Raw genomic sequence first — 12,618 nt, 5'->3', positions numbered from 1 at the left:
CTTGCCGTCGTCAAGGAGTGGCCTGGAAGCCGCGGAGCCTGCGTTGAGCAATGCGCGACGGCCATCCTTGACGACGTCTGCGCGCGGCGTCACGGATTGAAGCAGGTCGGGGCGCGCTCATCCGCGTCCAACTTGATAGTTGCTACGAAGATAGGTATCCGAAAGTGAGATCGCCGAACGATATCCCGGGTTCGCGCCAAGTGCGCCCGGGGGAATCTTTCGCGCGTCAGTCCACCACGATCTTCACCTTGTCGCGCACCTTGACCTGCGCGTTGGCCTCCAGGCCGTTGAGGATGCGGAAGCGTTCCGCCGGGCGGTCGACGCCGCTCATGCGGTGGGCGAGCGATTCCACGGTGTCGCCGGGCTGCACGGTGATGATCTTGATGCGCAGGGGGCGGGCGGCCTGGACCTCTTCCAGCGTCAGGCGGCGGAAGGAGTTGACGGTCTCGCGCGCGTTGCGCTCGCTCTCGGTGGATTTCTGCCGCGAGGCGAAGATGAAGCGGTAGACGTCGGCGCCGAAGCGCAGGACATAGACCTTGAAATGCCACTGGTCGCCGGTGGCGATCGCGGCGGCGGCGGGGAAACCGTTGACGGTCAATTCCTCCGTCGAGCTCTTGTCGACGTTCTCCATCCAGCCGGAATTGAGATAGGCGGAGAGCGACTGGTCGGCGGACACCCGCACCACGTCGAAGCGCATCGCCTGCGTGCCGCCCTCGCGCACGCCGATCACCGCCTGCGCGGTGTTGTCGAGCGTGAAAGTGTCGGGCGCGGCGAAGGTAAAACCGAGCTTCGGATGCAGGAAGCGGCGGCCGCGGACGAAGCCTTCGCTGGGGTCCTCGCCATAGACGATGTTGTCGATGGCGGCCAGATACGTCTCGCGGTCGCGCTCGCCGCTCTGGGGCGATGAGTATTGCCGGGCGCTGGCCCGCGCGTTCTGCACGCGCTCGGGGGTGGCCGGATGCGACGACAGGAAATCCTGCGCGCGCGGATCGAGCGAGGTCTTGCCGGCCTTCAGCGCGGCATTGCGTTCCATCGCGCTCAGGAAGCGCGCGGCGCCATAGGGATCGAACTGCGCGCGGGCGGAGATGCCGACGCCGATGCCGTCGGCCTGGAATTCCTGCGCCCGCGAGAAGCTCGCCATCGTCAGCTTGGTCTTGGCGAGCGCCAGCGCGGTGAGGTCGGGATCGTTGCCCATGTCGGTGACGACGCGCGTCACCACGGCGGCCTGGCGGGCCTGGTCCTCGCGGATCGCCGCGTGCCTTGCCAGCACATGCGCCATCTCGTGCGAAAGCACCGAAGAAAGCTCGGAGGTGTCGCTCGCCAGCGCAACGAGGCCGCGCGTGACATAGAGCTGTCCAGTCGGCAGCGCGAAAGCGTTGACCGCGCCGGAATTGAGGATGGTGACGCGATAGGCCTGCTCGGGACGGTCGGAGGCGGCGACGAGGCGATCGACCGTCTTGCCGATCAGCGCTTCGAGCTTGGGATCGTCATAGACGCCGCCATAGGAGGCGAGGATGCGCTCATGCTCGCGCTCGGACGCCGGCGTCTGCGCCACGTTGCGATTCGGCTTGGCGGGCGCGCCGGAAAGCGAAGGTCCCGGGGCCTGGAAGCGGGAAATGTCGCCGCAGGCGGACAGGCCGACGGCGGCGCAGACGAGCGCCGGCGCTGCCCAAAGGCGGCGGCCTCCCCGTCTCATTTGCCGTTCCGCGATCCCCTTCACCGCAGTCGCTCTTCTCATTTTGGGCATGATCCGGTCGGCAAGACCGGCACAGCCGTGTGGCATCAAGCCCTGTCTAGTTCCCAAGCAGTTCCAGCTGCTCTGCCCGCAGCAATTCAATTCGGGGACCAGTCCGCGCTTCGATGAAGCCGCGAACCCGAATCCGTCGATTCTCGAGGGACTTAGGCGCCATGCCGGCCGCCTCGAGAGACGGTATCACGCGCCGTGAAATAGTCACAGCGAAATCCCTTGTCCAGTTGCGGCCGAAGTTCAGGTAAGTCGTTGCCCCGGATTGCCGGACTGACAGAACCCTGCCTTCCACCAGCATAAAGCGCCCATTCCCGGCCAAGATATCGCCGGCACTTTCCGCGTTTTTTGTGGCCGTGGCCGAGGCCCAGATGCCCATTTTGGCTGCACGGCCGGCCGATTCGGCGGCCAGCAGCGCTGCGGAACAATCCTTGTCGGCGATGTCGGCGGCGGCGAATGCCTCGCCCCGCGAGAGTAACGCGGCCTGCACCGAATTCTGCTCGCCCGCGACGAAGACGAAGGCGGTCTGGCGGCCGTAGCGATCCGGCGCGTCGTCTTCCGCGCGCAGCGTGACATCGCGGCCGCCGACGATCGCCGTCAGCGCAGCGGCGCGCTTCGCCGCCTCGGTCGAAACAGCTTCGATGCCGGCAAGTTTTATTTCGCGGCCGTCGGCGAGGCGAAAGCTGCGCGCATCGATCACGGTGGCGACGCGGCCTTCGCCCTGCGCCTCGAACGAGCAGGGCGCCGCGCTCGCGGCGTTTGCGGCGGACGTTGCCGGCGCGCATGCCAGCACTGCGAGGAAGACGGTTCGGATTCGCACGAGGTCCAGACGGTTCCTGTATGCTGGCGACATCGGCGCCAAGCTATCCGAAATTGCATCGAAGGGGGAGACGATGGAGATCAACGGCATCGCGCACATCTTTCTGACCGCGGCGAACTTCGAGCGTTCGCGCGACTTCTATTCAAAGCTGCTGCCGTTTCTCGGATTGAAGCCGATGATCGATTCCGACGGCGTCTATTATTGCGTCGGCGGCCGCACCGCGGTGGCGATCCGCGCACCGTCGCCGGATCACGCGGGCGCCGCCTTCGACCAGAACCGCATCGGGCTGCATCACCTCTGCTTCCGCGCCCGCGAGCGCGCCGATGTCGACGAGCTGCACGGCTTCCTCACCTCGATCGGCACAAAGATCGTCCGCGCGCCGCGCGAGGATCAGTATGCACCCGGCTATTACTCGATGCTGTTCGAAGATCCCGACGGCATCAGGCTCGAGATCAACCACGTGCCCGGGAAGGGGCTGCTCGCTTGACGATTGCAGCGCGCGGGCCTTCATGGTTCGAGACGCGCGGCATTGCCGCGCTCCTCACCGTGAGGGTGCGGAATCGTAGGGTGGGCAAAGGCGCACTTGCGCCGTGCCCACCTTCGCTAGCTCCGGTGCAAGAAAGGTGGGCACGCTTCCGCCTTCGCTCTTCGAGCTACGGCGGACAAGTCGCTTTGCCCACCCTACAATTCTGGCGGCGAATGCGAAGCTAGACCTCATCCTGAAGGAGCGGCGTTAGCCGCGTCTCGAAGGATGAAAGCCACCGAATCCAACCCATTCCGCTAAGCGGAATTGGCAGCTCGCGCGCATGGCGGCATGCGCGGGGGCGCGTCTTGCTGGCAATTTGGCCATGCGGCAAGATCGCGACATTAACGCGACTGGAACACGCAGCAACGGAAGCCACACCGCCATGAGCAACGACATCGTCCTCCAACATCTCGACCGCGGCCTGCTCACCATCACCATGAACCGGCCGGAGCGCCGCAACGCGCTCAACCCGGACATGACGCGCGGCCTCGTCGAGGCGGCGCGGCGCGCGGCCGAGGATCACGAGGTGCGCGCGGTGCTGATCAAGGGCGCGGGCGGCACCTTCTGCGTCGGTGGCGACGTCAAGTCGATGGCGGAGGGGCGCGCGCCGCTGCCGTTCGAGGCCAAGCTTGCCAATTTGCGCAAGGGCATGGAGGTCTCGCGCATCCTGCACCAGATGCCGAAGCCGGTGGTGGCGCAGCTCGATGGCGCGGCGGCTGGCGCAGGCCTGTCGATCGCGCTGTCCTGCGACCTCAGGGTCGCGAGCGCGTCCTGCAAGATCACGACCGCGTTCGCCAAGGTCGGATTCTCCGGCGATTACGGCGGCACCTATTTCCTCACCCAGCTGCTCGGCAGCGCCAAGGCGCGCGAGCTCTATCTGCTGTCGCCGGTCCTGACCGCGCAGGAAGCGTTCAATCTCGGCATGGTCACCAAAGTGGTGCCGGATGCGGAAGTTGAGGAAGCCGCGCGGGAGCTTGCGATGTCGCTGGCGCAAGGGCCGTCGATCGCGCTCGGCTTCATCAAGCGCAACATCAACAATGCCGAGAGCCTGTCGCTGGAAGCCTGTTTCGACGGCGAGGCGATCCATCATACGCGCGCCGGCGACACCGCCGACCACAAGGAGGCGGCAGAAGCCTTTGTCGAAAAGCGCAAGCCGGTCTTCCAGGGAGCCTGACGATGGCTGAGTATATGCGCCTGCGACAGATATGCCTCGTGTCGCCGCATCTGGAGCCGGTGATCTCTGACATCGGCGCCATCATGGGGCTGAGCGTTTGTTACCGTGACGGCAACGTCGCCAAGTATGGGCTTGAGAATGCGCTGCTGCCGGTCGACACCATCTTGCTGGAAGTGGTGGCGCCGACGCAGCCAGGCACCGCGGCGGGGCGCTTCCTCGACAAGACCGGAAACCGCGGCGGCTACATGGCGATCTTCTGCTGCGAGGACCCGGACGCGCGCGGCGCGAAAGCCAATGCGATAGGCGTGCGCACGGCGAACGTCATCACGCACGCGCCCTATCACGGCGTGCAGCTGCACCCGCGCGACTGCCGCGCCGCCTTCATCGAGTTCAATCACACCGACGGCAGCGATGACGTACTCGGCGCCTATCCGCCGGCCGGGCCGGACTGGCAGAAGTTCATCTGCAAGGATACAACGCTGGCGTTGACCGAGGTAGAGATGCAGGGTCCCGATCCGCAGGGGCTCGCGGAGCATTGGGGTAAGATCGTCGGCGTGGCCGTGACGAAGGATGCAAACGGTCCGGCGCTGAAACTGCCGAATGCGATGTTCCGCTTCGTCCAGGGGTCGGTCGATCTGATGACGGGGCTGTCGTTCCGCGTCGCCGATGTCGCCAAAGTGCGCGAGGCGGCGCGGGCGAAGGGCTGCAAGGTGTCGGGCGATGCGTTCGATCTGTGCGGGGTGAAGTTCAGCCTTGCCGCGTAAACGGTGTCGTCCCGGCCTAGTGCGCAATTGCGCACGGGGGGCCGGGACCCATACGCCGCAGCCCGAGTAATGGGCACGCGGGCAGACCGCTTTCTCACCAACTGGCATTCGTGTTTAAGGGCCCCGGCCTTCGCCGGGGCGACTAGCTAGCTGAAAGAGCGGCGCTTACTCGCTTCTAGCCCTAGCGCCCCTTGAAATTTGCCACGCGGCGCTCGGCGGTCGCCTTCACGCCTTCCTTGAAATCTTCCGTCGCGCGGAGCTTGGTCTGCTCGGCCAGCTCGTGGTTGGTGGCGGCGAGTACGCGGTCGGCGAGACCGGCGCGCATCGTGGCGCGGGTGGAGATCAGGCCGAGCGGGGAGCATTCGGCGATTTCCTGCGCGAGCTTCATCGCCTCGGCGCGGACCTGGTTCTGCGGCACGCAGGCATTGGCAAGGCCCATCCGGGTGGCTTCCTCGCCGGTGACGCGGCGGCTGGTGTAGAAGATCAGCTCCGCGTTGTTCCTGCCGACCAGCTCGGGGAGCGTGGTGGTGAGACCAAAGCCGGGATGGAAGCCGAGCTTGGTGAAGTTCGCCGCAAAGCGCGCTTCAGGGCAGGTGACACGGAAATCCGCGGAGACGGCGAGACCCAGCCCGCCGCCGATGGCCGCGCCATGCACGGCGGCGACGATCGGCTTCTTGTTGCGGAAGATGCGCACCGCTTGCACATAGAGATGGTTGATCGGCAGGTTCGCCGCCGGATCGCGCTGGGCGCTCGCTTCCTGTTCCTGTCGCTTTGGGTCGGAGAAGTCTGCGCCGGCGCAGAACGCCTTGCCTTGCGCCGCAATCACTGAGCTGCGAATCTCAATGTCCTTGTCGAACTCTTCCAGTGCATCCGCGATCTGGTTGATCAGAGCGACGTCGAAGAAATTCAGCGGCGGCTTCCTGATTTCGATCAGGCCGACATGCCCATGCTTCTCGACGCCGATATCGGTGTATTTGCTCATAGCGTTTCCTCGTTGAATTAGCGCAGGCCAAGTCCGCGGGCGATGATGCCGCGCAGCACTTCGGTGGTGCCGCCCTGGATGGTGAGTTTCGGCGCGGTCTTGATCGCGAACGACAGCTGCTTCTCCAGCGTCTCGCGGTTGCTCGCGGTCTCCTCGACGAAGGCGGCGAGGTCGCGCACGCGGTGCGGCAGCTGCTGCTCCCAGATCGTGCCGATGTCCTTGACGATGGAGGCTTCCACCACCGGCTCCTTGCCGGCCTGCAGCATGCCCGCGACCGAGACCGACATGCGGCGCATGGTATGCACCTGCGCCACCAGGCGGCCGATGCCTTCGGCGGACCGCGTATCCGGATTGTTGCCGACGGCGCGGACCAGCTCGGTCAGCACGTAATAGGTTTCCAGGAAACGCTCGGGACCGGAACGCTCATAGGCGAGCTCGGACGTCGCCTGCTTCCAGGCGCCGTCGATCTCGCCGAGCACGTGATCGTCGGGCACGAAATAGTCGGTGAACACGACCTCGTTGAATTCATACTGGCCGGTGATCTGGCCGATCGGATTCACCTTTATGCCCGGCTGCTTCATCTTGACCAGGAATTGCGTCAGGCCGTGACGGCGGTTCTCTTTGGTCGGCGGCGAGGTGCGGAAGATCGCGATCATGTAGTCGGCGATATGCGCCGACGAGGTCCAGATCTTGGTGCCGTTGATGAGATAGCCGCCATCCGTTTTGGTGGCGCGGGTTTTTGCTGCGAACAGATCCGAGCCGGAGTTCGGCTCGCTCATGCCGATGGCAAAGCAGACCTCGCCTTTGCAGATGCGCGGCAGGATGTCCATCTTGACGTGCTCGGGCGCGTATTTGAGCAAAATCGGCCCGCTCTGACGGTCTGCGACGAAGAAGCGCCGGGTCGGCGCATTCGCGACCCGCATCTCCTCGGTCACCACATAGCGCTCGAGGAAGGAGCGTTCCTGGCCGCCATACTGCTTCGGCCACGTCATGCCGATCCAGCCGCGTTCGCCGACGCGGCGGGAGAATTCCGGCACGTCGGTGTCCTCACGGTTGGGCTGATGCGGATCGAAGGTGCCGCGGGCGATTTCCTCAGCGAGGAAGGCGCGCACTTCCTTGCGGAGCTGCTCGCATTTTTCCGGCAGGCGGATCGGATCGAAGCGAAGGGCTGCGGTCATCGTGTGTCTCGTGTCCTCAAGATCAGCGCGAGGCCACTAGCGGCCACAATTCGTCGGCGCCGCGGTTGGCGACAAGTCTGCCGAGCTCGACGGCCCAGTAGCTTTCCGAGCCGAAATCGTCGCGCCAAGCCAGCGCGCGCAGCGAGAAGCGATGCAGGATGTGCTCGATGGTAAAGCCGATCGCGCCGTGCACCTGGTGGGCGATGGCACTGCCCTTTTCGGCAGCTTCCGAGCAGCGAATCTTGGCGGCGGCAGCTTCCAGGAACCAGGCGTCGTCGAAGCCCTTGGCATTCGCGATGGTGTCGGCGGCGGAGGTCGCGGCGGCAAGTGCAGCCGCGGATTCGCCGGCGAGCTTTGCCAGATTGTGCTGTACCGCCTGGAACTTCGAGATCTTCTTCTCGAAGGCGACGCGCTCGTTGGAGTAGCGCACGCTGATCTCCAGCATCGCTTCGAGTGCGCCAGCGATCTGAAGCGAGCGCACCACGCCGCCCATCAGCATCAGCTGCGTCTGGTCAAAGCCCTTCGGCGCCGGCTTTGTCGAGACGGGCGCGACCTTGTCGAGCACGACGATATCGCTGTTGTCGCCGCCTAGCCCAACGCCAGCCTCGATCCGGCATCTCGATGGGTCGACCAGTGCGATGGAATTGCCGGCGAGCACGGCGAAATGTTTCGCTGCCTTCGCGAACGGCACGCTGCGGGCGCGGCCGGAGAGGGTACCGTCGCCGTTCAGCGTCATCCGGTCTTTCGGCGTCGCCGGGATTACCGTCATCTCGCCCTCGGGCGAGGAAATTTTCGCCTGTGCCAAGAGCCATCCGGCGAGCATGGTTTCGGCGAGCGGCACGGCAATGGCATGGCGGCCGGCGGCGTTCAATACGGCAAATCCTTCGGCCAGGCTCGCGCCGGAGCCGCCGCAATCCTCGCTCACCCACGCCAGCGGCAATCCCGCCTCGCTCAGCGCCTGCCAGAGCGGGGCTTTCCACTCGCCCTTCTTGTCGTGATTGATGCTCTGGGGGTCGGCGAGATCGGCGAAAATCTTTTCCGCGGTCTCGACGACAATGTTCTCACTCTCCGCCACGGCGCTCCCCGAAGTTGATTGGCGACCTCTGGCCGGGGTTTTGCCGGCCGGGTGCGGTCTTTTCTTGCGCTTAATGATGAGGAAAAGCCATAGGCCTGACAAGCGCCCGCCGCAGGGCCGCTTGCGCGGATGGAATATGCCGCGCAAGGCAGCTCTTATTCCACGCATGGAGTGCCGATTGGCCCTGACATTGCCGCGCGATATGGTATGCCACCGCCCGGAAAATGAGATCACAACAAAGAAGAGGATACGGATGTCCAAGGATGGTTTGTACGCGATCGTGACGGGGTCGGCTTCGGGGCTCGGGGCCGCGACCGCGGGCATTTTAGCCAAGGGCGGTGGCAAGATCGTCGTCAACTATTCCAACAGCAAGAAGGAAGCCGAAGAGACCGCCGATCTCTGCCGCGAGGCCGGCGCCGAGGTGCTGGTAGTGCAGGGCGACGTCTCGCGCGACGAGGACTGCAGGAAGATCGCCGCGGCGGCAAGCGGCTGGGGCCGGCTCGATATCCTCGTCAACAACGCCGGCACCACCAAGCATGTGCCGCACGACAATCTCGACGGACTGTCGGCGGAGGATTTTCAGCGCATCTATGCCGTCAACACCATCGGCCCGTTCCAGATGATCCGCGCCGCGCGCTCGCTGCTGGAGGCCGGCGCGAAGGCGAGCGGGCGTTCAGCGGCGGTGGTGAACGTCTCCTCGATTGCCGGCATTTCCGGCGGCGGCTCGTCGGTGGCGTATGCGGCGAGCAAGGGCGCGCTCAACACAATGACTCAATCTTTGGCGCGCGCCCTGGCGCCGCTGATCCGCGTCAACACGGTATGTCCCGGCTATATCGATACGCCCTGGTTCACCAAGGGCCGCGGCGAGGCCGGCGCCAAGCAGGTGCGCGACATGGTGATCGCGCGGGTGCCGCTGAAATCGGCGTCAACGGCCGAGGACATCGCGCAGCTCGTCTGCTTCCTCGCGCTGCCGCAGTCTGGCCAGATGACCGGCGAGTTCGTCCGCATGGATGCGGGGATGCACTTGATTCAGTGAGAAAGCACCCTCGTCCTTCGACGTCGCGTTGTACCCAACAACCTGCCGCCGTCCGAGCAACGGACGGCGCTGTTCCGTATCAGCATCCTTGCCTGGCACGGTCAGCGCAGCCGGTTGTTATCTTCGAGAGCCGTGACGCGCGCCTGCAGCGCGGCGATCGCCGCAAGCGCCTGCGCCAAGCGATCGGTTGGCGCAACATTGCCGCCGGCGTCAACTTCCAGCACGCCGCCGCCATCCCGTTTCAACACCGGCACGTTCATGGAGTTGCTCTGCGTGGCCCTCGCGCCCTTGCCGAGCGCAATCGCGTTCTCGACGCCGGTTGTCGCGCTTGTGTCGGTGCCGATCAGGACGACGTCCGTCGTGTTTGCGCTGACCTTGCCCGCTCCGGCACCGATATAGACACCGCGGCTAACGTGGTGGGCCGACGGGATTTCGACCTGAGCGTCCAGCTTTTCGACTCCGCCCGCCTGGTAGCCAATCATGATCGAATGAGGTGAGTTGTCCGCCCAAGCGCCGGCAAAGCGACCAACGGTCACCAGGGAGTCGGAATCGTTTGCACGGTAGCCGGAGTGCATCCCGATCAGAACCGATTGATGCGATCGGTGGGAATACGAGCCTGCGGCATAGCCGATGATGTTGCTGTACGTGTTATTGTCCACAAAACGAGCGGCCGCGTAGCCGATGAGAGTGGAATACTTGACACTGGTCTTCGCAAAGTACCCAGGCGAAAATCCCAGATAGATCGCGCCCTCACCTCCCTCGGAAGAACGAGCGGCGCTGGGACCAATCACCGTTGCGTATTGGGAGTTCTTCAGTTCCTGTCCCGCGGCCGCTCCGTACAGCACGGCAAAGGGAGAATTTTGCAGGGTGTCGCCGCCATGATTGCCGGCGATCAGCGCGTTTGGCGAGTTTGTCGCCTTTGCCCCGGCGCCCACGCCCCCAAGAATAGTCGGGCTTTGCGCATGGGCGAGTCCCGTGAAGAGAACGAGTGAGAGAGCGAGCACAGGGCGGCACATCGAAGTTCTCCCGGTTGGTGCTGTCTTCCACGCAATATACCGCACTTTTGCGGCAGCTTTTGGCGCGCGCCCCCCGGGCGGGTGAGCGCACAGTCAGGCTGGTGCGATAGGCTTTATGGCTGTGTTGAGTGTCGGTGCCGACGCCTTGATCGCCACTGGCGGTGCCAATTCAGGCCGTCTGTAGCGATGGCGAGCGACGCCTCGCGAAGATAGCGTCGCCGCCGAAACGGGAAGCGATTGACTGCCTTATCGTTTACGCCGTCACCTATTCCAGTCCGGTATCGCTCCGCGCGCGACCAGCCGGTTCCAGATGAAGAGCACCACCAGCGCGCCGATGGTGGCGGTGATGAAGCCGGCGCCCTGGTCGGGGCTGTAGTGACCGATGGCCTGGCCTATCCAGGTGGCGAGGAATGCGCCGGCTATGCCGAGTATCGTCGTCAGGATGAAGCCGCTCGGGTTGTTCGGCCCCGGCGACAGCAAGCGCGCGATGATTCCGGCGACGAAGCCGACGACGATGATCCAGAGAATGCCGCTCATGGTGAGACCCCTTTTACAAACCGCGCGTCAAATCCATTTCGACAATTCGTTCTCGTCCGGCAACCGTCCGTCCGGCGTCAGCTGATCGACCGCGTCGGGCAGGTACTGGCTCAAGCCCTGCAAGAGATCGTCACGCGACATGCCGCTCTGCGAGGCGATGGCATCGATCTGGTCGGCGCCGAGCGCGCTGGCGAGATCGCCGGGTGAGATCGGCTGGTTCTGGCCCTTGCCGACCCAGGAACTGGCGGCGTCGCCCTGGCCGCCCTGCTGCAGCTGCTTCACTAGATCGCCGAGCCCGCCGGAAAGAATGCTGCCGGCCGCGCCGCCGGCGAGCAGGCCGCCGAGACCGCCCTTGAGCAGGTCGCTCATGCCGCCGCCGGGCATGCCTGCGTTGATGGTCTTCGGCGAGGGCGCCGGAGCAGGTTGAGCGCCCGGCTGACTGCTGCCGCCAAAATGCTTCAACGCCTTCCAGGCGAGCAACGCCAGGATCGCCATCGTCATCGGCGACATGCCGCCCTTGGAATCGGTGGCTGGCCCTGAGGGGCCGCGCGGGCCGTTCTGCATGCCGTTCAGTACATCGAGTAAACCCATGGTGGTCTCCCGCCAGTCGCTCCGCCCCGCGGGCAAAAAGATAACGACGCCCCATGACGGTTACAAGGCGGCGTTGCCGGTACATCGATAGGCAACCGGTGCGCCGTCTGCTACCGAAGGCCTTGCACGGAGATCGCTGAATGAATTCTGAACGGCCGATCGGCATTGCCGGGGCAGGCAGCATCGGCTGCTTCGTCGGCGGGATGCTGGCGGCGGGCGGCCGCCGCGTGGCGCTGCTGGCGCGGCCGCGCATCATCGGCGAGATCGCAACGCACGGACTGCGGCTGACGAGCTTCGACGGCCTCGACCGGCGGCTTGCCGCGGGGCAGCTCGAATTGTCTGAAAATCCCGATGTCTTCGCCAATGCGGCGGTCGTGCTGGTGACTGTGAAGAGCGCCGACAGCGCAGGAATGGCCGAACTCATCGCAAGGCACGCGCCCAATGATGCCGTGATCGTCTCCCTGCAGAACGGCGTCGGCAATACGGCGCTGCTCCGCGAGAAGCTGCCGGGATGGCGTGTGCTCGGCGGCATGGTGCCCTACAACGTGATCGCGCTCGGCGAGGGACGGTTTCACCGCGCCACCTCCGGCGACATCGTGATCGAGAAGGATGCTGCGGAGACGGCGAAAAAGCTCACCGTGCCCGGCCTTAAGACGCGCGCCAGCGATGACATCGTCGCCCTGCAATGGGGCAAGCTGCTGTTCAATCTGAACAACGCGCTCAATGCGCTGGCCGATCAGCCGCTGCGCCGCCAGCTGGCGCAGCGCGCCTGGCGCCGCCTGTTTGCCGACCAGGTGGCGGAGGCCCTGGTGGCGATCAGGGCGGAGGGCATCAAGCCGGTTTCCACCGCGCCGCTGCCGGTGAGCTTCATGCCGCCGCTGCTGCGGCTGCCCGATGCGCTGTTCGAGATCGTGCTCGGGCGTACCATGAAGATCGATCCTGAGGCGCGCTCCTCGATGTGGGAGGATCTGCAGCGCGGCCGCCGCACCGAGATCGACTATCTGCAAGGCGTCATCACCACCATCGCCGAGCGGCGCGGCCTTGCCGCGCCGCTGTCGCGGCGCATCGTCGAGCTGATCCGGAAAGCGGAGGCCGACGGCAAGGGTTCCCCCGGCCTGACCCCGGAGCAGGTTCGCGGTTGAGCCTTGCCTTGAAATCGCGCGCAAGCGGGGCGA

13 protein-coding genes are annotated in these 12,618 nt (G+C 65.1%); 5 read left to right on the top strand and 8 right to left on the bottom strand.

The window, feature by feature from the left end; all coding sequences use genetic code 11:
• Window positions 1–226: 226 nt before the first annotated feature.
• Both ACT4OC_RS18110 and ACT4OC_RS18105 read right to left on the bottom strand, forming a co-directional pair.
• Complete coding sequence (locus ACT4OC_RS18110) at window positions 227–1,696, bottom strand: M48 family metalloprotease (protein WP_444840393.1); 1,470 nt, start codon at window positions 1,694–1,696, stop codon at window positions 227–229.
• Window positions 1,697–1,793: 97 nt separating this feature from the next.
• Window positions 1,794–2,654, bottom strand: coding sequence for a thermonuclease family protein (locus ACT4OC_RS18105; RefSeq protein ID WP_444840392.1), 861 nt, complete (start codon window positions 2,652–2,654; stop codon window positions 1,794–1,796).
• Between ACT4OC_RS18105 and ACT4OC_RS18100 the strand changes: the two genes are divergently transcribed.
• The 3 genes from ACT4OC_RS18100 (at window position 2,638) to ACT4OC_RS18090 (ending at window position 5,028) form a co-directional block, all read left to right on the top strand.
• A complete protein-coding gene (locus tag ACT4OC_RS18100; protein WP_444840391.1) occupies window positions 2,638–3,051 on the top strand; it encodes a VOC family protein in 414 nt (137 codons plus the stop codon). The genes ACT4OC_RS18105 and ACT4OC_RS18100 overlap by 17 nt on opposite strands.
• A gap of 421 nt (window positions 3,052–3,472) precedes the next feature.
• A complete protein-coding gene (locus ACT4OC_RS18095) occupies window positions 3,473–4,264 on the top strand; it encodes an enoyl-CoA hydratase (protein ID WP_444840390.1) in 792 nt (263 codons plus the stop codon).
• Window positions 4,265–4,266: 2 nt separating this feature from the next.
• Window positions 4,267–5,028, top strand: coding sequence for a hypothetical protein (locus tag ACT4OC_RS18090; RefSeq protein ID WP_444840389.1), 762 nt, complete (start codon window positions 4,267–4,269; stop codon window positions 5,026–5,028).
• A 181-nt stretch (window positions 5,029–5,209) separates the two neighbouring features.
• On the opposite strand, the gene ACT4OC_RS18085 is transcribed toward ACT4OC_RS18090, so the two are convergent.
• The 3 genes from ACT4OC_RS18085 to ACT4OC_RS18075 are packed head-to-tail and all read right to left on the bottom strand — an operon-like array spanning window position 5,210 to window position 8,263.
• The gene (locus tag ACT4OC_RS18085; RefSeq protein ID WP_444840388.1) at window positions 5,210–6,010 is read right to left on the bottom strand and encodes an enoyl-CoA hydratase/isomerase family protein; all 801 of its coding nucleotides are present in this window, start codon (window positions 6,008–6,010) and stop codon (window positions 5,210–5,212) included.
• Between the two features lie 17 nt (window positions 6,011–6,027).
• Entirely contained in the window at window positions 6,028–7,188 is a 1,161-nt protein-coding gene (locus ACT4OC_RS18080) for an acyl-CoA dehydrogenase family protein (RefSeq protein ID WP_444840387.1), read from the bottom strand.
• Between the two features lie 22 nt (window positions 7,189–7,210).
• Window positions 7,211–8,263, bottom strand: a complete 1,053-nt coding sequence (locus ACT4OC_RS18075) for an acyl-CoA dehydrogenase family protein (RefSeq protein ID WP_444840386.1) — start codon at window positions 8,261–8,263, stop codon at window positions 7,211–7,213.
• A gap of 253 nt (window positions 8,264–8,516) precedes the next feature.
• Between ACT4OC_RS18075 and ACT4OC_RS18070 the strand changes: the two genes are divergently transcribed.
• Window positions 8,517–9,299: an SDR family NAD(P)-dependent oxidoreductase gene (locus ACT4OC_RS18070; protein ID WP_444840385.1), complete on the top strand. Its 783-nt coding sequence runs from the start codon at window positions 8,517–8,519 to the stop codon at window positions 9,297–9,299.
• Between the two features lie 101 nt (window positions 9,300–9,400).
• On the opposite strand, the gene ACT4OC_RS18065 is transcribed toward ACT4OC_RS18070, so the two are convergent.
• The 3 genes from ACT4OC_RS18065 to ACT4OC_RS18055 all read right to left on the bottom strand — a co-directional run bounded on the left by ACT4OC_RS18065 (window position 9,401) and on the right by ACT4OC_RS18055 (window position 11,443).
• A complete protein-coding gene (locus ACT4OC_RS18065; protein WP_444840384.1) occupies window positions 9,401–10,315 on the bottom strand; it encodes a hypothetical protein in 915 nt (304 codons plus the stop codon).
• 261 nt (window positions 10,316–10,576) lie between these two features.
• Window positions 10,577–10,852 (bottom strand): GlsB/YeaQ/YmgE family stress response membrane protein, encoded by a 276-nt coding sequence (locus ACT4OC_RS18060; protein ID WP_444840383.1) that lies wholly within the window; start codon window positions 10,850–10,852, stop codon window positions 10,577–10,579.
• Window positions 10,853–10,879: 27 nt separating this feature from the next.
• The gene (locus tag ACT4OC_RS18055) at window positions 10,880–11,443 is read right to left on the bottom strand and encodes a YidB family protein (protein ID WP_444840382.1); all 564 of its coding nucleotides are present in this window, start codon (window positions 11,441–11,443) and stop codon (window positions 10,880–10,882) included.
• Window positions 11,444–11,583: 140 nt separating this feature from the next.
• Between ACT4OC_RS18055 and ACT4OC_RS18050 the strand changes: the two genes are divergently transcribed.
• Window positions 11,584–12,585 (top strand): 2-dehydropantoate 2-reductase, encoded by a 1,002-nt coding sequence (locus ACT4OC_RS18050; protein ID WP_444840381.1) that lies wholly within the window; start codon window positions 11,584–11,586, stop codon window positions 12,583–12,585.
• Window positions 12,586–12,618 lie beyond the last annotated feature (33 nt).

It is taken from the genome of Bradyrhizobium sp. (assembly GCF_052389815.1).
Lineage (GTDB): Bacteria > Pseudomonadota > Alphaproteobacteria > Rhizobiales > Xanthobacteraceae > Bradyrhizobium.
The sequence above is the reverse complement of the archived record's forward strand: the minus strand, read 5'-3'. Positions and strand labels throughout refer to the sequence as shown.